Annotated in this window: 22 protein-coding genes and 1 tRNA gene; 20 read left to right on the top strand and 3 right to left on the bottom strand. The window is 70.3% G+C overall.

From position 1 onward, the window contains the following. Positions 1-5 precede the first annotated feature (5 nt). The 19 genes from HOW07_RS00865 to HOW07_RS00775 all read left to right on the top strand — a co-directional run bounded on the left by HOW07_RS00865 (position 6) and on the right by HOW07_RS00775 (position 22,296). Positions 6-1,940, top strand: a complete 1,935-nt coding sequence (locus HOW07_RS00865) for a primosomal protein N' (RefSeq protein WP_371743540.1) — start codon at positions 6-8, stop codon at positions 1,938-1,940. Between the two features lie 28 nt (positions 1,941-1,968). Further along, positions 1,969-2,898, top strand: a complete 930-nt coding sequence (gene fmt, locus HOW07_RS00860) for a methionyl-tRNA formyltransferase (RefSeq protein WP_175115842.1) — start codon at positions 1,969-1,971, stop codon at positions 2,896-2,898. Next, the gene (locus HOW07_RS00855) at positions 2,895-4,382 is read left to right on the top strand and encodes an RsmB/NOP family class I SAM-dependent RNA methyltransferase (RefSeq protein ID WP_371743539.1); all 1,488 of its coding nucleotides are present in this window, start codon (positions 2,895-2,897) and stop codon (positions 4,380-4,382) included. The genes fmt and HOW07_RS00855 overlap by 4 nt, the downstream gene beginning before the upstream one ends. A 10-nt stretch (positions 4,383-4,392) precedes the next feature. Further along, positions 4,393-5,061 (top strand): ribulose-phosphate 3-epimerase, encoded by a 669-nt coding sequence (gene rpe, locus HOW07_RS00850; RefSeq protein WP_121290668.1) that lies wholly within the window; start codon positions 4,393-4,395, stop codon positions 5,059-5,061. 65 nt (positions 5,062-5,126) lie between these two features. Then, on the top strand, positions 5,127-5,390 hold the full coding sequence (locus HOW07_RS00845; RefSeq protein WP_064293847.1) for a phosphoribosyl-ATP diphosphatase: 264 nt from the start codon (positions 5,127-5,129) through the stop codon (positions 5,388-5,390). Positions 5,391-5,466: 76 nt separating this feature from the next. Further along, entirely contained in the window at positions 5,467-6,306 is an 840-nt protein-coding gene (hisG, locus tag HOW07_RS00840) for an ATP phosphoribosyltransferase (RefSeq protein ID WP_064293848.1), read from the top strand. 47 nt (positions 6,307-6,353) lie between these two features. Next, positions 6,354-7,118 carry an imidazole glycerol phosphate synthase subunit HisF gene (gene hisF, locus HOW07_RS00835; protein ID WP_175115841.1) on the top strand — a complete coding sequence of 255 codons (765 nt, stop codon included), beginning with the start codon at positions 6,354-6,356 and terminating at the stop codon, positions 7,116-7,118. Next, the gene (hisI, locus tag HOW07_RS00830; RefSeq protein ID WP_175115840.1) at positions 7,115-7,504 is read left to right on the top strand and encodes a phosphoribosyl-AMP cyclohydrolase; all 390 of its coding nucleotides are present in this window, start codon (positions 7,115-7,117) and stop codon (positions 7,502-7,504) included. Before hisF ends, hisI begins: the two co-directional genes overlap by 4 nt. Positions 7,505-7,517: 13 nt before the next feature. Beyond that, on the top strand, positions 7,518-8,210 hold the full coding sequence (locus HOW07_RS00825; protein ID WP_175115839.1) for a Trp biosynthesis-associated membrane protein: 693 nt from the start codon (positions 7,518-7,520) through the stop codon (positions 8,208-8,210). Positions 8,211-8,325: 115 nt separating this feature from the next. Next, positions 8,326-8,556, top strand: coding sequence for a DUF6704 family protein (locus tag HOW07_RS00820; RefSeq protein ID WP_064293851.1), 231 nt, complete (start codon positions 8,326-8,328; stop codon positions 8,554-8,556). A 2-nt stretch (positions 8,557-8,558) separates the two neighbouring features. After that, positions 8,559-9,335, top strand: a complete 777-nt coding sequence (trpC, locus tag HOW07_RS00815) for an indole-3-glycerol phosphate synthase TrpC (RefSeq protein ID WP_121290664.1) — start codon at positions 8,559-8,561, stop codon at positions 9,333-9,335. Continuing rightward, positions 9,332-10,582 (top strand): tryptophan synthase subunit beta, encoded by a 1,251-nt coding sequence (trpB, locus tag HOW07_RS00810; protein ID WP_369808438.1) that lies wholly within the window; start codon positions 9,332-9,334, stop codon positions 10,580-10,582. The genes trpC and trpB overlap by 4 nt, the downstream gene beginning before the upstream one ends. Then, a complete protein-coding gene (gene trpA, locus HOW07_RS00805; protein ID WP_175115838.1) occupies positions 10,579-11,391 on the top strand; it encodes a tryptophan synthase subunit alpha in 813 nt (270 codons plus the stop codon). Before trpB ends, trpA begins: the two co-directional genes overlap by 4 nt. Before the next feature lie 75 nt (positions 11,392-11,466). Beyond that, complete coding sequence (lgt, locus tag HOW07_RS00800) at positions 11,467-12,480, top strand: prolipoprotein diacylglyceryl transferase (RefSeq protein WP_079002517.1); 1,014 nt, start codon at positions 11,467-11,469, stop codon at positions 12,478-12,480. A gap of 117 nt (positions 12,481-12,597) precedes the next feature. Then, a complete protein-coding gene (gene gltB / locus HOW07_RS00795; protein WP_121290660.1) occupies positions 12,598-17,160 on the top strand; it encodes a glutamate synthase large subunit in 4,563 nt (1,520 codons plus the stop codon). Continuing rightward, a complete protein-coding gene (locus HOW07_RS00790) occupies positions 17,153-18,610 on the top strand; it encodes a glutamate synthase subunit beta (RefSeq protein ID WP_121290658.1) in 1,458 nt (485 codons plus the stop codon). The genes gltB and HOW07_RS00790 overlap by 8 nt, the downstream gene beginning before the upstream one ends. A gap of 92 nt (positions 18,611-18,702) precedes the next feature. Beyond that, complete coding sequence (gene pyk, locus HOW07_RS00785; RefSeq protein ID WP_175115837.1) at positions 18,703-20,118, top strand: pyruvate kinase; 1,416 nt, start codon at positions 18,703-18,705, stop codon at positions 20,116-20,118. Between the two features lie 114 nt (positions 20,119-20,232). Beyond that, entirely contained in the window at positions 20,233-21,573 is a 1,341-nt protein-coding gene (locus HOW07_RS00780) for a CoA transferase (RefSeq protein WP_175115836.1), read from the top strand. 60 nt (positions 21,574-21,633) lie between these two features. Next, positions 21,634-22,296, top strand: coding sequence for a histidine phosphatase family protein (locus HOW07_RS00775; RefSeq protein WP_175115835.1), 663 nt, complete (start codon positions 21,634-21,636; stop codon positions 22,294-22,296). On the opposite strand, the gene HOW07_RS00770 is transcribed toward HOW07_RS00775, so the two are convergent. Next, positions 22,297-22,569 (bottom strand): hypothetical protein, encoded by a 273-nt coding sequence (locus HOW07_RS00770; RefSeq protein ID WP_124769355.1) that lies wholly within the window; start codon positions 22,567-22,569, stop codon positions 22,297-22,299. It abuts the gene before it with no gap. A gap of 60 nt (positions 22,570-22,629) precedes the next feature. Continuing rightward, positions 22,630-22,713 (bottom strand) — tRNA-Leu (locus HOW07_RS00765). A gap of 54 nt (positions 22,714-22,767) precedes the next feature. Between HOW07_RS00765 and HOW07_RS00760 the strand changes: the two genes are divergently transcribed. Then, on the top strand, positions 22,768-23,373 hold the full coding sequence (locus HOW07_RS00760) for an ANTAR domain-containing response regulator (RefSeq protein WP_064296913.1): 606 nt from the start codon (positions 22,768-22,770) through the stop codon (positions 23,371-23,373). Positions 23,374-23,447: 74 nt separating this feature from the next. Here the strand turns inward: HOW07_RS00760 and HOW07_RS00755 are convergent, their stop codons facing one another. After that, complete coding sequence (locus HOW07_RS00755) at positions 23,448-23,870, bottom strand: hotdog fold thioesterase (RefSeq protein WP_079002521.1); 423 nt, start codon at positions 23,868-23,870, stop codon at positions 23,448-23,450. Positions 23,871-23,897 lie beyond the last annotated feature (27 nt).

The raw sequence follows: 23,897 nt of genomic DNA, 5'->3' as shown, positions 1-23,897 counted from the left end.
CCAGGGTGGTGCTCGACTCCCCGTTGCCACAGCTCGACCACCTGTTCGACTACGCCATCCCCGACGAACTGGCCGACGACGCCGTGCTCGGCGCGCGCGTCTCGGTCCCGCTGCGCTCGGCGGGTCGGTCGGCGAACGGGTTCATCGTCGACCTCGCCGACTCGAGCGAGTTCGGCGGAGCGCTCAGCCCCTTGAGCTCGGTCGTCTCGTCGGTGCCGGTCCTGACCCCGAGCCTGTGGACGCTCGCACGCCGTGTCGCGGATCGCAGCGCCGGCAGCGCCATGGACGTCCTGCGTCTCGCCATCCCGCCGCGACAGGTCCGGGTGGAGAAGACCTGGGCGGCCGCGACCCCGCCGGAGCCTCCGTCGGTCGAGCGGCGCACCGTCCCGGGGTTCGCCCCCGGCACCCTCGACCGTCTCGTGCCGGGGGAGCGGTACGCGATCAGCGCGATCCCCACCCTGACCGCGACGAGCGCGGGCGTGTGGCTCCCCGACTGGTCCTTCACGCTGGCGGCTCTCGCCGTGAACCAGCTGTCCGAGGGGAGGAGTGCGATCCTGTGCGTCCCCGACTACCGGGACGTCGAACACCTCCTGGCGGCGCTCGACGACCTCGGTGTCGGTGCCGCGGTCGCGAGGGCCGACGCCAAGCAGACCCCGGCTGCTCGCTACCGCTCCTACCTGGACGGACTGCATCCGGTGCCCCGGATCGTCGTCGGCAACCGGTCGGCCGTCTATGCACCGGCCCACGACCTCGGACTCATCGCCCTCTGGGACGACGGCGACCCCCTCCACCAGGAACAGCTCGCCCCCTATGTGCACGCGCGCGACGTCGCGTTGACCCGGCAGGAGATGAGCGGATCCGCCCTCGTCTTCGCCGCGCACTCACGCAGTACCGAGGCGCAGCGACTCGTCGAACTCGGCTGGCTGCGCGAGGTCGCACCGACCCCGCCGATACGACCGAGAGTCGTCGTGTCCCGGGCGAGTGGCGACGACGCCATGACGAGCCAGGCGAGGATCCCGTCGAGCGCCTGGCGCGCGGTCGACGAGGCACTGCATCACGGACCCGTGCTGGTCCAGGTCGCGCGGCCGGGGTACGCGCCGCACCTCGCCTGTCGTCGGTGCGGGACGAGGGCCCACTGCTCGGTGTGCCACGGTCCGCTCCAACTCGTCACAGCCCGTTCGCAGCCCTCCTGCCGGTGGTGCGGTCACCTCGCGGCTGGGTGGTCGTGCGAGACCTGTCACGACACCGCGTTCCGTGTCACGGCCGCCGGCACCGGCCGGACCGCCGAGGAACTTGGCCGGGCGTTCCCCCGGTACCGGGTCGTGGTGTCGGACGGCGACGCCCCCAAGTTCGAGGTCGGCCCGGAGCCGGCGCTGGTGATCGCGACCCGAGGCGCGGAGCCCGTCGCTGCGGGCGGCTATGCCGCCGTCCTCCTGGTCGACGCCGACCGCATGCTGGCGCGGGAGTCGCTCCGTGTCGCCGAGGACTGCCTACGGTGGTGGTCGAACGCCGCAGCCCTGGCCGCTCCACGCGCGCCGGTGCTGCTGATCGGCGTCGAGGCCCCCGTGGCGAACGCCTTCGCCCTCTGGCAGCAACCGCGGTTCGCGAGCGAGGAGCTCGCCGAGCGCCGAGAGCTCGGGTTCCCTCCCGCGGTCCGGAGCGCGACCCTCACCGGCACCCGCGACGCCGTCGATGCCGCTCTCGCCGCGCTGCCCGCCGAATACCGGAGCCGCGTGCTCGGCCCGACCGTCGACGAGGCGGGCGACAGCGTCGCGATCCTGCGGGTCGACTACGGCCATGCCAGGGCGGTCGCCGAGCAGTTGCGGGCGACCGTTGTCGCGCAGGCGGCGAAGCGTCGACGGCCGACCCCCGACAGGCGGGCGCCGAAAGCCCCGCCTACACTCAGAGTACGATTCGACGATCCGGAGATGCTGTCATGATCCACCCCGTCCACGAAGTCCGAACCGCATGAGGCTGGTCTTCGCCGGCACCCCCGCCGTCGCCGTCCCGACGCTCGACGCCCTCGTCTCGGCCGGGCACGAGATCGCGGCCGTCGTGACCCGACCCGACGCCCCGCTCGGCCGCAAGCGGGTCCTGACCCCGTCGCCGGTGGCAGCGGCCGCCGAACGGCTCGGGCTCCCGGTCATCCGCGCCGCACGTCTCGACGACGACGCGACGGCGCGGATCGTCGCGCTCCGTGCGGAACTCGGCGTGATCGTCGCGTACGGCGGGCTCGTCCGCGAACCCCTCCTGTCCGCGCCGGCACACGGTTGGATCAATCTGCACTTCTCGTTGCTGCCGGCCTGGCGCGGCGCGGCGCCCGTCCAGCGGTCCGTGATGGCCGGAGACGCGGTCACCGGCGCGTCGGTCTTCCAGCTCGTGCCGGCTCTTGACGCCGGAGACGTCTTCGCCACCGTGGAGACGCCGATCGGCGAGGGCGAGACGTCGGGGGAGCTCCTCGACCGGCTCGCCGAGCTCGGCGCACCGCTCACTGCCGAGGTCGTCGCCGCCATCGCCGCCGGCACCGCGGTCGCGGCCCCGCAGCAGGGCGAGGTGTCCCTCGCGCCGAAGCTCGACGGCCAGGACGGCCGGATCGTCTGGGACCGCCCCGTCGCCGACGTGTGGTCGCAGATCCGCGGGGTCACCCCCGAGCCGGGCGCGTTCACCGTCCTCGACGAGGCACGGGTGAAGGTGCACCGCGCCGTCCCCGCATCGACCATGCCGACGGATCCGCCGGCGCCCGGGACGATCGTGTCCGTCGACGGCCTCGTCCTGGTCGGCACGGCGGACACCCCGTTGCAACTCCTGGAGGTGCAGCCGGCGGGACGGACGGCGATGCCGGCCGCCGACTGGTGGCGCGGTGCGTCCACGGGAACCGATCGGCTGGTCACCGCGTGAGCGGCCAGCAGCCCGAGGGCCAGCGACGCCGCGACCGACGGCCCCGCGACGTGGAACCCCGTCGAGGACGCCAGCGTCCCACGCGTCCGCGTGACTCGGCGACCGTGCAGCCGGCACGCCGAGTGGCCTTCGACGTCATCCACGCCGTCAGCACCTCGGACTCCTACGCGAACCTCCTCCTGCCGCACCGGCTGGCCGAGGCGAAGTTGAGTCCGGCGGACGCGGGCCTCGCGACCGAACTGACGTACGGCACCCTCCGCCGACGCGGGTACTACGATCGGGTCATCGCGCACGCCGCCAAGCGTCCCGTGACCGAGATCGACGACGCGATCCTCGACGTCCTGCGGCTCGGAGCCCATCAGCTGCTCTCCATGCGCGTCCCAGGCCACGCCGCCGTGAACGAGTCGGTCGAGCTCGCCCGCTCCGCGGGTTCACGGTCCGCAGCCGGCTTCACCAACGGCGTCCTCCGCACCATCTCGCGGACCGAACCCGCCGAGTGGGAGCGGATCCTGCTGGCTGAGGCCACGAACGACACCGATCGCCTGGCCGTGAGCACCGCACACCCGGCGTGGGTCGTTCGGGCCATCAGACAGGCGCTCGATCTGCAGGACCGCGGCGACGAACTCGAGGACGCGCTGGCCGCGGACAACCTCGCCCCGCAGGTGAACCTCATCGCACTCCCGGGGCTCGCCGACCGGCCCGAGGACGCCGAACCCAACCGGTTCTCGCCGTACGGCTTCCGCAGCGCCGGCGGCGACCCGGTGCAACTCGTCGGGACCGGCGGCGGGCGCCTCCGCGTCCAGGACGAGGGCTCGCAGCTCGCCGCGCTCGCGCTGACGCGGGCGGTGCCGGTGCGGTCCGGCGAGCGATGGCTCGACCTCTGTGCGGGGCCTGGGGGCAAGGCGGCGCTGCTGGCCGCCGAGGCCCTCGCCGGGGAGGCACGCCTCGACGCGAACGAACTGGTCCCCGCCAGGGCCCGTCTCGTGGAGCGCGCCCTCGCAGGTGTCCCGCTCGACGTGTCGGTCTCGACCGCCGACGGCACGACGCTCGCGGCAGCGCATCCCGAGACCTACGACCGCATCCTCCTCGACGCCCCGTGCACCGGGCTCGGCGCGCTGCGACGACGACCGGAGGCGCGGTGGCGGAAGACGCCGAAGGACGTCTCCGAGCTGACCCGTCTGCAGGGCTCACTGCTCGATGCCGCCATCACCGCGCTCGCTCCCGGCGGGATCGTGGCGTACGTGACGTGTTCGCCGCACGTCGGCGAGACGGCACTGATCGTGGAGAGCGCCCTGCGAGCCCATCCCGGGATGGAGCGGCTCGACACCTCCGCGGTGCTCGACCAGGTCACGACCGAACCGCTCGACGCCGCGGCACCCGGTGGCGCGGTCCAGCTCTGGCCGCACCGCCAGGGCACCGACGCCATGTACATCGCCCTCCTTCGCAAGCCCGCGGAGTCGGCCGGACCCGCTGTCGATCGATAGGCTCGAGCACATGTCCGCGCGCATCAACCCGAGCATCCTGTCCGCCGATTTCGTGAACCTCCAGGCCGACCTGGAGCGGATCGCGAGCGCCGACCTCGTCCATGTCGACGTCATGGACAACCATTTCGTCCCGAACCTCACGTTCGGTCCGCAGATGGTCGGTCGCATCCAGGACGTGTCTCCGGTCCCGCTCGACGTCCACCTCATGATCTCGGACGTCGATCGATGGGCTCCCGGCTACGCCGAGCTCGGGGCGTACTCGGTGACGTTCCACGCCGAGGCCACCAGCGACCCCGTCGCCCTCGCCAGACGCCTGCGTTCCATCGGGGCACGCGCCGGGATCGCCGTGAAGCCCGGCACGCCCATCGAGCCGTACCTGGAACTCCTGCCGGAGTTCGACCAGGTGCTCGTCATGACGGTCGAGCCGGGGTTCGGCGGACAGTCGTTCATGCCGGAGACCATGCCGAAGCTGCAGGCGCTGTCGGCCGAGGTCGCGCGCACCGGTCTCGACGTCTGGCTCCAGGTCGACGGCGGGATCTCCGCGGACACGATCGGGATCGCTGCCGCCGCCGGCGCGGACACCTTCGTCGCGGGGTCGGCGGTCTACAGCGGTTCCGATCCGGCGTCGAACATCGCGCTCCTCCGGGCCGCCGCCGAGGCGTCGACGCACACCCACTGACCCGGCGGGCCGGTCGAGCGCGTCCGCGGTGCGCACCGCCGCCCGGAACCGGTACCCTGGAGCACGTGAAAACCTTCGACGAGCTGTTCGACGAGCTGCGCCTGAAGGCCGAGACCCGGCCGGAGGGTTCCGGCACCGTCCGCGAACTGGACACGGGTGTGCACGGCATCGGGAAGAAGATCGTCGAGGAGGCCGCCGAGGTGTGGATGGCCGCCGAGTACCAGAGCGACACCGAGACGGCCGAGGAGATCTCCCAGCTGCTCTACCACGTGCAGGTGATGATGGTGGCGAAGGGGCTCACCCCCGCCGACGTCTACCGACATCTGTAGGAGCTCGTCGCGGCGCATCCGCCGCGCCTCCTGATCACCCTGTCGAGACACCGTCGCACAACACGAAAGTCACCCCATGCTGAGAGTCGCCGTGCCCAACAAGGGCTCGCTGTCCGAGACCGCCGTCGAGATGCTGCAGGAGGCCGGCTACGCGACCCGTCGCGACACCAAGGAGCTCCACGTCGTCGACGCACGGAACGACGTCGAGTTCTTCTACCTCCGTCCGCGCGACATCGCGACCTACGTCGGTTCCGGCGCCCTCGACATCGGCATCACGGGGCGCGATCTGCTCCTGGACTCGCACTCCGCCGCCACCGAACTCGCCGAGCTGGGCTTCGGCGGCTCGACGTTCCGCTTCGCCGGTCCGGCCGACGAATTCTCCGAGCTCTCCGATCTCGCGGGGAAGACCGTCGCCACCAGTTACCCCGGCCTCGTCGGCAACTTCCTCCGCGACGCCGGTGTGGATGCCACGCTCGTCCACCTCGACGGTGCGGTCGAATCGGCGGTCCAGCTCGGGGTCGCGGACGCGGTGGCGGACGTCGTGTCCACCGGCACGACCCTCCGGAAGGCCGGCCTCGGCATCTTCGGCCCGGTGATCCTCGACTCCACCGCCGTGCTCATCGCGTCGCCGGAGACGAAGCCCACCACGGCGACGCTCATCCGCCGCCTGCAGGGCGTGCTCGTCGCGCGGCAGTACGTGCTCGTCGACTACGACCTCCCGGTCCGGCTGCTCGAGCAGGCGACCGCCGTCGCCGGTGGCATCGAGTCGCCGACGATCTCGCCGCTCCGCGACCCAGAGTGGGTGGCGGTCCGGGTCATGATCCCTCGCGGCGACGCGAACGACGTCATGGACCGCCTCTACGAGCTCGGCGCACGCGCCATCCTCGTCACGGCCATCCACGCCGCCCGACTCTGAGTCGCCCCTCCATCATCACCCGCCCCAGTCGCCCTGCGGAGGCCTCCGTGTCACTCGCCACCCGAGTCATCCCCTGTCTCGACGTCGCCGACGGGCGCGTCGTGAAGGGCGTCAACTTCCTCGACCTCCGCGATGCCGGCGATCCGGTCGAGCTCGCGAAGCGCTACGCCGAGCAGGGCGCCGATGAACTGACCTTCCTCGACGTCACGGCCACCGTGGCCGAACGCGACACCACCTACGACCTCGTCAGCCGCACCGCCGAGCAGGTCTTCATCCCGCTCACGGTCGGCGGCGGGGTCCGCTCGACCCAGGACGTCTCCCGGCTGCTGGCCAGCGGAGCGGACAAGGTCGGCGTGAACAGCGCCGCGATCGCCCGGCCGGAGTTGCTGGGGGAGATAGCCGACCGATTCGGCGCTCAGGTCCTCGTCCTCTCCCTGGACGTGAAGCGACACGCCGGCAGCGCATCCGGATGGATCGTCACGACACACGGCGGCCGACGAGAGACCGAGCTCGACGCGCTCGCCTGGGCCGCCGAGGCGATCGAACGCGGTGCGGGCGAGCTGTTGGTGAACTCGATCGACGCCGACGGCACCAAGGCCGGGTTCGACACCGAGCTCATCAGCGCCATGCGCGAGATCAGCCGGGTTCCCGTCATCGCGTCCGGGGGAGCAGGCCGCCTCGCCGACTTCCCACCCGCCATCGCCGCGGGTGCCGACGCCGTCCTCGCCGCGAGCGTCTTCCACAACGGCGAGTTGACGATCGGCCAGGTCAAACAGGAACTCGCCGACGCCGGTTGGACGGTGCGGGCATGAGCGCGGACATCACCATCCCGGTGGGCGCCGACCCGGAGACCGCGATCGGCCAGCTCACCTTCGACGCGCATGGCCTGCTTCCCGCGATCGTGCAGCAGTGGGACTCACGCGAGGTGCTCATGCTCGGGTGGATGGACGCCGAGGCCGTCCGCCGGACGATGACCGAGGGGCGGGTCACCTACTGGTCCCGGTCACGACAGGAGTACTGGCGCAAAGGGGACACCTCCGGCCACGTGCAGTTCGTCCGGTCGCTCGCCTACGACTGCGACGGGGATACCCTGTTGGTGGAGGTCGATCAGCACGGTGCCGCCTGTCACACGGGGACGCGCAGCTGTTTCGACGGCCGGAGCCTCGACGTCGTCACAGCACCGACGCCGACACCATGAATCGAGTTGGAGCATGACCGAGAGCACTGCAGCACCCCAGTCCGGACCGGTGGAGCCGCCGAGGCCCGACGAACCGTCCGCGGCTGACGAGCTCGAGTCACGAGCTCTGCGCAGTCGTCAGCGCCGCCTGAAGACCCTGCTCCTCGTCACCGCCGTCCTCGCCGACGCGCTCATCCTCGCGGCATGGACCCAGACCTGGCTCTCGATCAGCCTCGTGGGCGTCGGCCCACACTCCGGCGCGCTCGACGTGGTCGGCTCCGTCGCCGCTCCCGCTCTGTCCGCACTCGCCCTGGCCGGTCTCGCCCTCGTCGCGGCACTGGCCATCGCCGGGCCGGTGTTCCGCATCATCCTCGGCCTGCTGGAGGCCGTGATCGGCGCCTGCGTCATGATCTCGTCGATCGCGGTGCTCGCCTCGCCGGCGACCGCAGGCGCGGCGGCCGTGACCGAGGCCACGGGCGTGGCCGGAAGTCAGTCGACCATCGACCTCGTCGCGGCGACCACGCTCACCGCGTGGCCGGCGATCACCCTGGTGCTCGGCGTCGTGCTCGGCCTCGCCGGGCTCGCGACCGTGCTCACCCACCGCCGGTGGCCCGGTCCGTCGAAGAAGTACCAGGCGGTCCGGTTCACCCAGGTGGAGACGGCCCCGAGCGCCGACCCGGTGGGCGCCTGGGACGACCTCAGCCGCGGCGACGACCCGACGCGCTGACCGCTCCGCCGACTCACGACGGCACCCCGGGCCACCTGGGAACTCGTGGCCCACGCACGGAACCGCGCACCGCTTGCCGGTACACTGGAACCCGCACTCGCACAGAAGGAGAACCATGAGCACCGACCCCTCGGACCCCGGCCACGGACACTCGCCCGCCGCCTGGACGGCCGTGATCATCATGTTGGTCGCGTTCGCCGCCGGTACGGTCTTCTTCTGGCTCGACATGCCCGTCCTCGTGTGGGCGTCGGCCGGCCTCCTCCTCCTCGGGTGGATCACGGGCGGTGTCCTCGCCAAGGCGGGATACGGCGTCGGTGGGTCCAAGACCGTGGCGAAAGAGCACTGAGCATGCTCGCCGACCTGATGGCCGGCGCGAAGGAGGACGCCCTCGGGCGCCTCGCTGGCCGTCCGGCTGCAGTCGTCGAAGCCGCTGCCGTCGAGGCCCCTCCGGCCATCGACGCCCTCGCTGCGCTCGCCCCGGCCGACCAGGTCAAGATCATCGCCGAGGTCAAGCGGTCCAGCCCGTCACGCGGCGCATTGGCCGACATCCCCGACCCGGCGCTCCTCGCCTCGCTCTACGAGCGGGGTGGAGCCAGCGCGGTCAGTGTGCTAACCGAGGGCCGGAAGTTCGGTGGTTCGCTGCAGGACCTCGAGGCCGTCCGGGCCGCGATCCGCATCCCGGTCCTGCGCAAGGACTTCATCTCCTTGCCGTACCAGGTGTTCGAAGCCCGGGCATCCGGCGCCGACCTGGTGCTCCTGATCGTCGCCGGACTCGATCAGGCCACGCTGTCGTCGCTGCACGAGCTCGTCGTGCAGCTCGGCATGACGCCACTGGTCGAGACCCATTCAGCCGATGAGCTGTCGAGGGCGAGCGACATCGGCGCCCGGCTCATCGGCGTCAACGCGCGGAATCTCAGCACCTTCGAACTCGACCAACACCTCTTCGGCTCGTTGACCGACCGTTTCCCCGCCGACGCCGTCAAGGTGGCCGAGTCCGCCGTGCTCCGCGCCGCCGACGTCGCCGCCTACCGACGTGACGGCGCCGACGTCGTCCTGGTCGGCGAGGCGCTCGTCACCGGCGACCCCGTCGCCACCCTCGAACAGTTCCTGGGAGCCACCGCATGACCATGTCACCAGCCACCCCCGCCCACGCGGAGTCGACGCACCTCCGAGACGAGGCAGGCCCGTTCTTCGGCGACTTCGGCGGACGCTACATGCCTGAGGCGCTCATCGCCGCGGTCGACGAACTCGCGACGGCCTACGAGGCCGCCAAGGCCGACGAGAGCTTCCAGGCCGAGCTCACGACGCTGCTCCGCGACTACGCCGGCCGCCCGTCGATCATCACCGAGGTGCCCCGCTTCGCCGCATCGGCGGGCGGCGCGCGCATCTTCCTCAAGCGCGAGGACCTCAACCACACCGGCTCGCACAAGATCAACAACGTCCTGGGCCAGGCGCTCCTCACGAAGCGCATCGGCAAGACCCGCGTCATCGCCGAGACCGGAGCCGGTCAGCACGGTGTGGCCACGGCCACCGCGGCCGCACTCTTCGGCCTCGACTGCACGATCTACATGGGCGAGGTCGACACCGAACGCCAGGCGCTCAACGTCGCCCGGATGCGACTCCTCGGCGCGACCGTCATCCCCGTGACGACCGGATCGCGGACCCTCAAGGACGCCATCAACGAGGCGTACCGCGACTGGGTCGCCTCGGTCGAGACGACGAACTACATCTTCGGCACCGCAGCTGGCCCACATCCGTTCCCAGTGATGGTGCGCGACTTCCAGAAGATCATCGGCGAAGAGGCCCGCGCACAGCTCCTCGAGTTGAACGGTTCACTCCCGGACGCGGTCGTCGCCTGCGTCGGTGGCGGCTCCAACGCGATCGGGATCTTCCACGCCTTCCTCGACGACGCGGACGTCGCGCTCTACGGGGTCGAGGCGGCCGGCGACGGCGTCGACACCCCACGGCATGCCGCGTCCATCGGGCGCGGTCGTCCGGGCGTCCTCCACGGTGCCCGCACCTTCGTCCTGCAGGACGACGACGGCCAGACCGTCGAGTCCCACTCGATCTCCGCCGGGCTCGACTACCCTGGCGTCGGACCGGAGCACGCCTGGCTCGCCGACACCGGGCGGGCGACGTACGTCCCTGCCACGGACGCCGAGGCGATGGAGGCCTTCCGGCTCCTGAGCCGCACCGAGGGCATCATCCCCGCGATCGAGTCCGCACACGCGCTTGCCGGGGCCATCGTCCTCGGCAAGGAGCTCGGCCCTGAGGCGACCATCCTGATCAACCTCTCCGGGCGCGGAGACAAGGACGTCGAGACGGCTGCGACCTACTTCGGTCTCCTCGACGAGGCCGGGCGGAACGCATGACCGCCCCGGCCACCGGTCACACGACGGTCTCACCGGTCGCATCGGCGATCGACGCGGCCTCCGTGGACCGCCGCGGCGCCCTCATCGGATACCTCCCCGTCGGGTTCCCCGACCTCCAGACGAGCATCGACGCCGCCATCGTGCTCGCGCAGAACGGCGTCGACGTCCTCGAGCTCGGCGTGCCCTACTCGGACCCCGTCATGGACGGAGCGGTCATCCAGGCCGCGACGATGACGGCTCTCGCGGAGGGGTTCCGGTTGCGCGACGTCTTCACGGCGATCAGCGCCATCCGCGCCGCCGTGGACGTCCCGGTCCTCGTCATGACGTACTGGAACCCGGTGCTGCAGTACGGCGTCGAACGGTTCGCCTCCGATCTCGCAGCGGCCGGGGGAGCCGGGCTCATCACGCCCGACATCACCCCCGACGCCGCCGCGGACTGGCTCGACGCCAGCGAACGACACGGCCTCGACCGGGTCTTCCTCGCAGCCCCGACCTCGAGCGACGAGCGCCTGTCGCTCGTGACCGAACACTCCCGCGGCTTCGTCTACACCGTCTCCACGATGGGCATCACCGGTGCCCGGCAGGACCTCGACGCCGCCGCGAAGACCCTCGTCGGTCGGCTCCGCACGGCCGGGGCACAGCACGCGTGCGTCGGCATCGGCATCTCGACCGCGGAGCAGGTCCGCTCGGTCCTCGAGTACGCCGACGGAGCCATCGTCGGATCCGTGTTCGTCAAGGCACTCGCCGACGGCGGTGTCCCGGCGATCACCGAGGTCGCCCGTTCACTCGCGGCCGGCACCGCCCGCTGAGGGTATCCTCAGCACGTCCGCGATGCTGAAAGCCCTACACTCGATCAGAGTTCGTAACGAAAGGCGACCACTGCAGTGATTGCACCCCTCAGCATCCCGAGCCCGAACCCGGACATCGCGACCTTCAGCGTGGGCCCGTTCACGGTGCACATGTACGCGCTCTGCATCATCGCCGGGATCATCGCCGCCACCATCCTCACCTCCCGGCGGCTGACGAAGCGCGGTGCCGAGCCGGGCATCGTGCTCGACATCATCCTGTGGGCCATCCCCTTGGGGATCATCGGTGCGCGGATCTTCCACGTCCTGACCCACCCCGGCGACTACTTCTACCCGGGTGCGGACCTCCTGCGGACGCTCTACATCTGGGAGGGCGGCATCGCGATCTTCGGTTCGCTCATCGGTGGAGCGGTCGGCGCCTACATCGGCTGCCGCATGACGGGGATCCGGTTCTGGACCTTCGCCGACGCCCTCGCGCCGGGCCTGCTGCTCGCCCAGGCGTTCGGTCGCCTCGGCAACTACTTCAACCACGAGCTCTACGGGCTCCCCACGGACCTGCCCTGGGGCCTCGAGATCGAGGCCAGCAACCCCGCGTTCCCGATCGGTCTGCCCGCCGGCACGCTCTTCCACCCCACGTTCCTGTACGAGATCATCTGGAACCTGCTGGGGGTGGCCGTCATCCTCTGGATCGGACACCGCTTCAACCCGCAGTGGGGCCGCCTGTTCGGTGTCTACCTCATCTGGTACGGAGCCGGTCGCACGGTGTGGGAGACCATCCGGATCGACCCGAGCGAGTACCTCTTCGGCATCCGCGCCAACGTCTGGGCCGCGATCCTCGCGATCGTCGTCGGACTCGCGATCATCGTCATCCAGTCGCGTCGCCACACGGGTGCCGAGCCGTCGCCGTACGTCCCCGGCCGTTCCTGGGCCGATCCGAAGGCTGCGGTAGACTACTACGACACCGACGCGGAGAACCTGGGGCTGCGCAGTGCCTCCGCCGACGACGATGCCGACGGATCAGACCGCACTGCGTCATCCACTCCGTCGTCCGAAGCCACGGTCGCCACAAGCAAGACCGGCTCTCGCTCCTAGGCTGAACGCACCCTCGTCGGCCCGGTGGATCCCGGCTCAGCAGGGGATCCATCACCCGTTTCATCCCAGGGCCAGCGACGTCCCCTTCTGATCCCCTTTCGTGAGGACGGTAATTCCATGGCGCATGCACCGTACGCTTCGTTCAGCTCGGTTCCGCCCAAGCAGGGCATGTACGACCCGGCGAACGAGAAGGACGCCTGTGGCCTGGCGATGGTCGCGACCCTGACGGGCGAGGCCTCGCACAGCATCATCGACGCGGCGCTCGGTTCGCTCCGCAACCTGGAGCACCGCGGCGCGATCGGTTCCGACGCCGGGACCGGCGACGGCGCGGGCATCCTCACCCAGATGCCCGACGCCTTCCTGCGCGGCGTCGCCGGATTCGAGCTGCCGCCGCTCGGCGCGTACGCCGTGGGCATCGCCTTCCTGCCCACCGACGCCTCCGAGCGCGCACAGCTCCAGACCCGCATCGCCGCGATCGCTGCCGAGGAGGAACTCACCGTCCTCGGCTGGCGCGAGGTGCCGGTCGACCCCGACGAGTTGGGGAAGCTCGCCCGTGCGGCCATGCCGGCGTTCGAGCAACTGTTCGTCACCGGGTCCGGAGCCTCGACGCCGACCGGGATCGCCCTCGACCGACTCGCCTTCCGGCTCCGGAAGCGGGCGGAGCGCGAGCTCGGGGCGTACTTCATCTCCCTGTCGAGCCGCACGCTCGTCTACAAGGGCATGGTCACGACGCTCCAGCTCGAACCGTTCTACCCCGACCTGTCCGACGAGCGGTTCGCGACCAAGCTCGCCATCGTCCACTCGCGGTACTCCACCAACACGTTCCCGTCCTGGCCGCTGGCCCAGCCGCTGCGCATGATGGCGCACAACGGCGAGATCAACACGGTCGAGGGGAACCGCAACTGGATGCGCGCGCGGCAGTCGCAGCTCGAGTCCGAGCTCATCGGCGACATCCGCCCGCTGCTCCCCATCATCACGCCCGGAGCGAGCGACTCCGCCTCGTTCGACGAGGTCCTCGAGCTGTTGACGCTGACCGGACGGTCCCTCCCGCACGCCATGATGATGATGGTCCCCGAGGCCTGGGAGAAGCAGACCGGGCTGTCGCAGGAGCGACGCGACTTCTACGAGTTCAACTCCATGCAGATGGAGCCGTGGGACGGTCCGGCCGCCCTCACCTTCACGGACGGCTCACTCGTCGGCGCGACCCTGGACCGGAACGGCCTGCGTCCCGGTCGGTGGCTGGAGACGACCGACGGTCTCGTCGTCCTGGGTAGCGAGATCGGCGTCCTCGACGTCGACCCGAGCCGGGTCAAGCGCAAGGGCCGCCTGCGTCCCGGGAAGATGTTCCTCGTCGACACCGAGGCCGGGCGGATCATCGAGGACGACGAGATCAAGGACGAGCTCTCGGCTTCGGCACCCTGGGGCGACTGGCTCGACGCCGGACGCATCAACCTGAGCGACCTGCCGGAGCGCGAGCACATCGTGCACACGCCGGCATCCGTCACCCGCCGCCAGCGGACCTTCGGGTACACCGAGGAGGAGGTGCGCATCCTCCTGCAGCCCATGGGCCAGAACGGTGCGGAGCCGCTCGGCGCGATGGGCTCGGACACCCCGATCGCGGTGCTCTCCGACCGCCCTCGGCTCCTGTTCGACTACTTCGTGCAGCAGTTCGCCCAGGTCACCAACCCGCCGCTCGACTCGATCCGCGAGGAGGTCGTCACCTCGCTGAAGCTCGGGCTCGGCCCAGAGCGCAACCTCCTCTCGTGGGGCCCCGAGCACGCCAAGCAGGTCGTCCTCGACTTCCCGGTCATCGACAACGACGAGCTCGCCAAGATCCAGCACATCGACCCGAACCCGGCGAGCCCGCTGACGACGACCGTCAAGGCGCTCTACCGCGTCGAGGACGGCTCGGCCGGACTCGAGACGCGCCTGCGCGAGATGTGCGACGAGGTCGACCAGGCGATCCTCGCAGGCTCGGAGTTCATCGTCCTGAGCGACCGCGACTCGAACTCCGACCTCGCGCCGATCCCGTCGCTACTCTCGCTCGCCGCCGTGCACCACCACCTCATCCGCGCCGAGAACCGGATGAAGGTCGGGCTCGTCGTCGAGGCCGGCGACGTGCGCGAGGTCCACCACGTCGCGCTGCTCATCGGCTACGGCGCCTCCGCGATCAACCCGTACCTGGCCATGGAGAGCTGCGAGGACCTCGTCCGCAGCGGCCTCATCCAGGGCGTCACCCGCGAGCAGGCCGTCAAGAACGTGATCAAGGCGCTCGGCAAGGGCGTGCTCAAGATCATGTCGAAGATGGGCATCTCCACGGTGTCCTCCTACGCCGGAGCACAGGCCTTCGAGGCCGTCGGCCTGAGCCAGCAGCTCGTCGACAGCTACTTCACCGGTACGGAGACGAAGCTCGGCGGTGTCGGCATCGAGGTGATCGCCGAGGAGAACGCGAAGCGTCACCGGTACGCCTACCCCGAGGACGCCGCATCGACGGCCCACGAGCGCCTGCAGTCCGGCGGTGAGTACCAGTGGCGTCGCGACGGTTCGCCGCACCTCTTCAACCCGGAGACGGTCTTCAAGCTCCAGCACGCGACCAAGACGCGCCGGTACGACATCTTCCGCGAGTACACCCACATGGTCGACTCCCAGGCGGCCCAGCTCATGACGCTCCGCGGGATGTTCACCCTCCGCACCGGTGCCCGCCCGCCCGTCCCGCTCGACGAGGTCGAATCGGTCGCCTCGATCGTGAAGCGGTTCTCGACCGGCGCGATGAGCTACGGCTCCATCTCGCGTGAGGCGCACGAGACGCTGGCGATCGCGATGAACCGCATCGGTGCCAAGTCGAACACCGGTGAGGGTGGCGAGGACGTCGACCGGCTCCTCGACCCGACGCGCCGCAGCGCGATCAAGCAGGTCGCCTCCGGCCGGTTCGGCGTGACGAGCATGTACCTCACGCACGCCGACGACATCCAGATCAAGCTCGCCCAGGGCGCGAAGCCCGGTGAGGGCGGGCAGTTGCCGCCGACGAAGGTCTACCCGTGGGTGGCGCGGACGCGTCATGCCACGGCGGGCGTCGGCCTCATCTCGCCGCCGCCGCACCACGACATCTACTCCATCGAAGACCTCAAGCAGCTCATCTTCGACCTGAAGCGTGCGAACCCGAAGGCCCGGATCCACACCAAGCTGGTCAGCCAGTCCGGCATCGGTGCCGTGGCCGCAGGCGTCGCGAAGGCGCTCTCGGACGTCATCCTCGTCTCCGGTCACGACGGCGGAACCGGCGCGAGCCCGTTGAACTCCCTGAAGCACGCGGGCACGCCCTGGGAGCTGGGTCTCGCTGAGACGCAGCAGACCCTCATGCTCAACAACATGCGCGACCGCGTCGTGGTGCAGGTCGACGGTCAGATGAAGACCGGACGCGACGTCGTCATCGGCGCACTGCTCGGCGCGGAGGAGTTCGGCTTCGCGACGGCACCGCTCGTCGTCTCCGGGTGCGTCATGATGCGCGTGTGCCACCTCGACACCTGCCCGGTCGGCGTCGCGACGCAGAACCCGGTGCTGCGCGAGCGGTTCACCGGCAAGCCGGAGTTCGTCGTGAACTTCTTCGAGTTCATCGCCCAGGAGGTGCGCGAGTACCTCGCCGAGCTCGGGTTCCGGACGCTCGAGGAGGCGATCGGCCACAACGAACTGATCGACGCCGACCGGGCGATCGACCACTGGAAGGCGTCCGGGCTCGACCTGGCCCCGGTCCTCGTGGGTCCCGTCTTCGCCGACGACGAGCCGCGGATCAACCGCCGGCCGCAGGAACACGAGCTCGAGAAGCACTTCGACCAGCAGCTCATCACGGCCGCCTCGGACGTGCTCGAACACGGTGGCCACTTCTCGGTCGACCTGCCCATCCGCAACACGGAGCGGGCGGTCGGCACCATGCTCGGCCACGAGGTCACCAGGCGGCACGGCGAGAACGGGCTCCCGGCAGGGAGCATCGACATCACCCTGCGCGGCTCGGCCGGGCAGTCCTTCGGCGCGTTCCTCCCCGGCGGCATCGCGCTGCGGCTCATCGGCGACTCGAACGACTACGTCGGCAAGGGCCTGTCCGGCGGACAGATCGTCGTCCGGCCATCCGAGCGCGCCGCCTTCGCGCCCGAGGAGAACGTGATCGCCGGCAACGTCATCGGGTACGGCGCGACCCAGGGCACCATGTTCCTGAGCGGGATCGTCGGCGAGCGGTTCCTGGTGCGCAACTCCGGCGCCACGGCGGTCGTCGAAGGCGTCGGTGACCACGCGCTCGAGTACATGACGGGCGGTCTCGCCGTCATCCTGGGTCAGACCGGCCGGAACCTCGGCGCGGGCATGTCCGGCGGCACGGCCTACGTGTTCGACCTCGAACGCGACCAGGTCAACCGCGACTCCCTCGCCTCGGGGGAGCTCACCCTGTCCGAACTCGACAGTGCCGACGCCGAGATCGTCCGCGACCTCCTCGAACGGCACGTCGTGGAGACCGGTTCTCCGCTGGCCGGCCGGCTGCTCGCCGACATCGAAGACTCACTCGCCCGGTTCGTCAAGGTCCTCCCGCGTGACTACGCGGCGGTCCTGGCGACCCGACAGACCGCACTCGACGAGGGGCTCGACCCCGACGGCGACATCGTATGGAACCGAATCCTGGAGGTGACCGGTGGCTGATCCCAAGGGATTCCTGAAGGTACCGGAGCGCGAGCTCCCGAAGCGCCGGCCCGTGCCGGTCCGCATCATGGACTGGAAAGAGGTCTACGAGCAGAGCGACCCCGCGACCGTCCGCAAGCAGGCTGGTCGCTGCATGGACTGCGGCATCCCGTTCTGCCACCAGGGCTGCCCCCTGGGCAACCTCATCCCGGAGTGGAACGACCTGATGTGGCGCGGCGAGGGACGCTCGGCCATCGAACGGCTGCACGCCACGAACAACTTCCCGGAGTTCACGGGCCGTCTCTGCCCGGCGCCGTGCGAGAGTTCGTGCGTGCTGGGCATCAACCAGCCCGCCGTGACCATCAAGCAGGTCGAGGTCTCGATCATCGATCAGGCGTTCGCCAACGGTTGGGTCGAGTCCCACCCGCCGGAGCGACTGACCGGCAAGACGGTCGCCGTCGTCGGCTCCGGGCCGGCCGGCCTCGCCGCAGCCCAGCAGCTGACGCGTGCCGGCCACACCGTCGCGGTCTACGAGCGCGACGACCGCATCGGTGGTCTGCTGCGCTACGGCATCCCCGACTTCAAGATGGAGAAGAAGCACCTCGACATCCGGCTGAAGCAGATGCAGGACGAAGGCACCCGGTTCCGCGCCGGCGTGAACATCGGGGTCGACATCAGCTGGGACGAGCTCCGCGCCCGCTACGACGCCGTCGTCATCGCCACCGGCGCGATGGTGCCACGCGACCTCCCGATCCCCGGTCGTGACCTCTCCGGGGTCCACTTCGCGATGGAGTACCTCGTGCAGGCGAACCGCGTCGGCGCCGGCGACACGGTCGCCGACCAGATCACGGCGGAGGACAAGCACGTGGTGGTCCTCGGCGGCGGCGACACCGGTGCCGACTGCATCGGCACGGCGCACCGTCAGGGTGCCGCCTCCGTCACGAACCTCGCCATCGGCACGCAGCCGGCGGGGGAGCGGCCCGAACACCAGCCGTGGCCCATGATGCCGACGCTCTTCGAGGTCGCGAGCGCACACGAGGAGGGCGGCAACCGCGAGTACCTGGTGTCGACCGTCGAGTTCCTCGCCAACGAGGCCGGCGAAGTGCGGGCGATCCGCGTCGCCGAGACGGAGTTCGTCGACGGCCGTCGCGTGCCGAAGAGCGGCACCGAACGTGAGATCCCGGCCGACCTCGTGCTCCTCGCGCTCGGATTCACGGGCCCGGAGGGCGAGACCCTCGAGTCGCAGTTCCAGCTCCCCTTCACCGGGCGCGGCAACGTGGCACGGGAGCACGATTACCAGACCAACCAGCCCGGCGTGTTCGTCGCGGGCGACGCCGGTCGTGGCCAGTCCCTCATCGTGTGGGCGATCGCCGAGGGCCGCGCTGCGGCGGCGGCCGTCGACCAGTACCTCGAGGGCGAGACCCAGCTTCCCTTCCCGGTCCGTCCCACGGACCAGCCCATCTCCCTCTAGGCTTTCAAGCGGACGACAAGCGTCGGACGCATCATGCCGAGCAGTGAGTACCGAAGCGCCTCGCGCGCAGAAATCATGGAGAACACACACACATGAGACGAGCCAAGATCGTCGCAACGCTGGGGCCTGCAGTCTCCAGCTATGAGAACATCCGGGCCATCATCGATGCGGGGGTCGATGTCACCCGGATGAACCTGAGCCACGGCAGCTACGACGTGCACGAGGCCATCTACGCCAACGTGCGCAAGGCCACCGAGGACTCCGGCCGTGCCGTCGCCGTCCTGGTCGACCTGCAGGGCCCGAAGATCCGCCTCGGCAAGTTCGAGGGCGGCCCGTACGACCTCGCCGTCGGCGACATCTTCAAGATCACGACCGAGGACATCCTCGGCACCAAGGAGATCTCCTCGACGACGTTCAAGGGCCTGCCCCAGGACGTCAGGCCGGGCGACTTCCTCCTGATCGACGACGGCAAGGTCAAGGTCGAGGTCGTTGAAGCGGACGACACCGTCGTGACCACGCGCGTCATCGTCGCCGGCCCGGTGTCGAACAACAAGGGCATCAACCTCCCCGGCGTCGCCGTCAACGTCCCCGCGCTCAGCGAGAAGGACGAAGCGGACCTCCGTTGGGGACTGCGTCTCGGCGCCGACCTCATCGCGCTGTCGTTCGTGCGCGACGCGGCCGACATCGACCGTGTCCACGAGATCATGGCGGAGGAGGGCCGCAAGGTCCCCGTGATCGCCAAGATCGAGAAGCCGCAGGCCGTCGAGAACCTCGAGGGCATCGTCGAGGCGTTCGACGCGATCATGGTCGCCCGCGGCGACCTCGGTGTCGAGCTCCCGCTCGAGGCCGTCCCGATCGTACAGAAGCGCGCGGTGGAGCTCGCTCGCCGCATGGCGAAGCCGGTCATCGTCGCGACGCAGATGCTCGAGTCGATGATCTCCAGCCCCATCCCGACCCGCGCGGAGACCTCCGACGTCGCGAACGCGGTGCTCGACGGTGCTGACGCGGTCATGCTCAGCGGCGAGACGAGTGTCGGTGCCTACCCGGTGATCACGGTCCAGACCATGGCCCGGATCGTCGAGTCGACCGAGATCCACGGTCTCGACCGCGTTCCGCCGCTCGGCACGAAGCCGCGCACCCAGGCCGGAGCGATCACGCTGGCGGCCGTCGAGGTGGCGGACTTCGTCGAGGCGAAGTTCCTCTGCGTCTTCACGGAGTCGGGGGAGTCGGTCCGCCGCATGGCCCGTCTCCGCAACCGGATCCCGATCCTGGCGTTCACGCCCGACCCGGCCATCCGTCGTCGGATGGCGCTGAACTGGGGCGTCGAGTCCTTCGTCGTCGAGCGCGTGACGCACACCGACCAGATGGTCGCCCAGGTGGACGAGGTCCTCGTCGCCACGGGCAAGGCCGCCGTCGGTGAGCCGGTCATCATCATCTCCGGTTCCCCTCCCGGCATCCCCGGGACGACGAACGACATCCGCGTCCACAAGGTGGGCGACGTCCTCTAGTCGTCGACAGCAGCGAAGGCCGTGGTCCTCCCGTACGGGGACCACGGCCTTCGTCGTCCGCCGGGTGTGCGGTGGCACCGCGATTCCGGACGCCGTGGGTCTAGCCTGATGCCCATGAACCGTTCCGTCCTCGTCGACGCCACCCTCCGCAGCGCAGTGGGCCTGGAGCCGGGAGGCGTCGACCGTGAGGCGGCCGGTGCGGCGGGACTCCTGGCCTCCCGATTCGCCGTCCTGGAGCTTGCCGCGGTCGCCGTCGGCGCCGTGGAGGATGCCGCCGACCGACTCCGCATCGCCCTCGGATACGAGCCGTTGCACACGGCTCTCGACCTCGAGCGGATCGCCGCGGCCTACCAGAGCGACCGCGTGTTGCGGATCGACGGAGCAGCCGTGGACGCGTTCGCGCCACTGTCCGGCTTCTTCGCCGCGGCAGACGGCTGGGTGCGCACGCACGCGAACTACCCGCACCATCGCCGCCGCCTGAGCGCCATGCTCGGGATCGGCGACGAGGCCACCCGCGCAGAGCTCGCCTCGGCGATCGCCTCCCGCTCGGCTCTCGACCTGGAATCGGAGGCCGCGGGAGTCGGCGCACTCCTCGTCGCCGTCCGGAGCGCTGCCGAGTGGTCGTCCACACCACAGGCCGCCGTCGGTGACGGACCGCTCGTCAGGCGTCATGGCGGCTCCGTCGGCTCGACGATCGCCTCGTGGGTGCGGCCGACGAGGAGACAACCCTTGCGCGGCCTCCGCGTCCTCGACCTGACGCGGGTGATCGCCGGTCCGGTGTCCACGAGGACCCTCGCGCTCCTCGGCGCGGACGTCCTGCGCGTGGATCCACCGCAGGTCCCCGAGATCCCGTGGCAGCACACCGACAGCGGCCAGGGGAAGCGGACGGCGACCCTCGACGCGTCGACACCGCGCGGCCTCGCGACACTGCAGACGCTGAGCGACGAGGCCGACATCCTGGTGACGGGGTACCGGCCACACGCCCTCGAACGCCTCGGTCTGCGAGGTCGCGACGGTCTGGTCACCGGCTCCGTCGACGCCTGGGGTACGACGGGGCCCTGGGGTGATCGACGCGGTTTCGACAGCCTGGTCCAGGCCGCCACGGGCATCGCGCTGGTCGAGGGCGATGACGGCGTCCCGGGTGCCCTGCCGGCTCAGGCGCTCGACCACAGCGCGGGATACCTGCTGGCGGCGGCCATCGTCGACGACGTGGCGAGGGTCGTCGGTGGCGGCGATGCCGGCCGGTCGTCGGTGTCGCTCGCGCGCGTCGGTGCGGTGCTCCAGCGTCTGCCACGATCCGAGGCACGCCCGCCGTCGGACCTCCCGGGAGCGCGGTGCCTGGTGACCCACGGTGCGGTGACGACCTCCCGCCCCGCGCTCAGTGCCTTCGACGACCACGCGTCCCCGGCGGCGGTCCTGGGGAGCGCCGAACCGCAGTGGACCCCGCGCAGCTGATCCCGGCACACTCCGCACCGGGAGATGACCGCCCTCCGGTCGCTCGCCTACCCTGGAGGTATGCGCCTCATCCTCATCAGACACGGTCAGACCTCGTCCAACGTCGCCGGCGTGCTCGACACCGCGATCCCCGGGGCCGTCCTCACCGAACTCGGCGAGACGCAGGCGGCCGCCCTCCCCAAAGCGCTCGTGGGGGAGCGGATCGACGCGGTCTACGCCTCCACCGCGGTGCGGGCGCAACAGACCGCCGCACCCGTCGCCGACGTCAGCGGGCTTCCCGTGATCGTCCGTGACGGACTCCGGGAGATCAGCGCCGGCGACAACGAGATGCTCGGGTCGCCCGAGGCCGTCCAGGTCTACATCGACACCATCGTGGCGTGGGCGATGGGCGACCTCGACACCCGGATGCCGGGCGGCGAGAACGGCCACGAGGTGTTCGCGCGCTTCGACGCCGTGATCGAGGAGCTCGAGGGCTCCGGACTGGAGAGCGTGGTGGTCGTGAGCCACGGAGCGATGCTCCGGTCCTGGCTCGGGCTGCGCGGGGCGAACGTCGACGGACACTTCATCGGCACGCACCCCATCACGAACACGGGCGTCATCATCGTCGACGGGGACACGACGACCGGTTGGCGGGTCGACACCTGGACGGGCGACGCCGTCGGCGGACCGGAGCTGACGACGGAGGCCGACGGTCCGGCCGCCGCCGTCGAGCGCGGCTTCTGATCAGTTCGCGTCGTCGGCCGAGGTCGCGCCGTCCGTGAGGAACGGTCCGGGCTCTTCGCCGGGCTGACCCGGCAGTGAGCCGACGAGACGGTCGAGCTCGGCGGCGTCGACGTCGATGCCCTGGTCGCTGAGACGGTCCGCCAGCGCTGCCCGGACGTCGAGGTCCGGGGTGAGGGACCGGTCTGCTGCGACCTGCACCAGGATGCCCTGGAGCCGGTCGTCGGTGCTGGCGTCGTGGACGTCCTGGCGCGGGTCGGTGTGCTCTGCGGTCATGGTGTCGGGTCCCATCGTGTCGGCAGGTCGAGTGCACCCGGTGGGCCATCAGCTCGTTCCTGGTACCGGTGGTGGGACTCGAACCCACACGTCTTTCGACAAAGCATTTTGAGTGCTCCGCGTCTGCCATTCCGCCACACCGGCGCGTCCGCCGCACGGCGAACAGCAACCTGCATCAGAGTACCGTAGGATTTGAGGGTGACCGAGCAAGAGACCCCTCCCGCAGCCCCACGGCGCGTCGTCGTCGCTGAGGACGAATCCCTCATCCGCCTCGACATCGTCGAGATCCTCCGCGACAACGGTTTCGAGGTCGTCGGCGAGGCCGGCGACGGCGAGACCGCCGTCGCCCTCGCGACGGAACTCCGTCCGGATCTCGTGATCATGGACGTCAAGATGCCTCAGCTCGACGGCATCTCCGCGGCCGAGCGCATCGGTAAGGCGCACATCGCCCCGGTGGTCCTCCTCACGGCCTTCAGCCAGAAGGAGCTCGTCGAGCGGGCGAGCGAGGCAGGCGCCCTCGCCTACGTCGTGAAGCCGTTCACGCCGAACGACCTCCTTCCCGCGATCGAGATCGCCCTCTCGCGCTACCAGCAGATCATCACCCTCGAGGCCGAGGTCGCCGACATGGTCGAGCGCTTCGAGACCCGCAAGCTCGTCGACCGGGCGAAGGGCCTCCTCAACGAGAAGATGGGCCTCACCGAGCCCGAGGCGTTCCGCTGGATCCAGAAGGCCTCCATGGACCGTCGCCTCACCATGCACGATGTCGCGCAGGCCATCATCGAGCAGCTCAGCGCCAAGAAGTAGCGCTCCTCCCTCGTCGCAAGAGCGGCCCGTCCCCTCGGGGGCGGGCCGCTCTGCTGTGTCCGGTGCCGGGCTCGTCAGGCGGTCGGTGCGTCCTTGATGAGGTTCGTGATGCGGATCGTGGAGCACCGTCGTCCCTGCTCGTCGGTGACGGCGATCTCGTGCACGGTGAGCGAGCGGCCGAGGTGGATCGGGGTGCAGACACCCGTCACGAGGCCCTCCGTGGCGGACCTGGTGTGCGTCGCGTTGATGTCGATGCCGACGGCGAGCTTGCCCGGGCCCGCGAAGAGGTTGGCGGCCATCGAGCCGAGGGACTCGCCGAGCACGACGTACGCCCCGCCGTGCAGCAGCATCGCGGGTTGGGTGTTGCCCTCGACGGGCATGGTGGCGACGGATCGCTGCACCGTGAACTCGGTGAACTCGATGCCCATCTTGGCGGCGAGTGCGCCGCTGCCCCTCGTCCGCAGGAACTCGAGTGCGTCGTCGGTCTCGTTCGTCATGTCCACCTTCGGATCGGGCCTGAGCCG

The sequence above is a fragment of the Plantibacter sp. MCCC 1A11337 genome (genome assembly GCF_013349365.1).
GTDB classification, from domain to species: domain Bacteria; phylum Actinomycetota; class Actinomycetes; order Actinomycetales; family Microbacteriaceae; genus Plantibacter; species Plantibacter flavus_A.
Note: the sequence above shows the minus strand (reverse complement) of the source record. Positions and strands in the feature narration are given on the sequence as shown.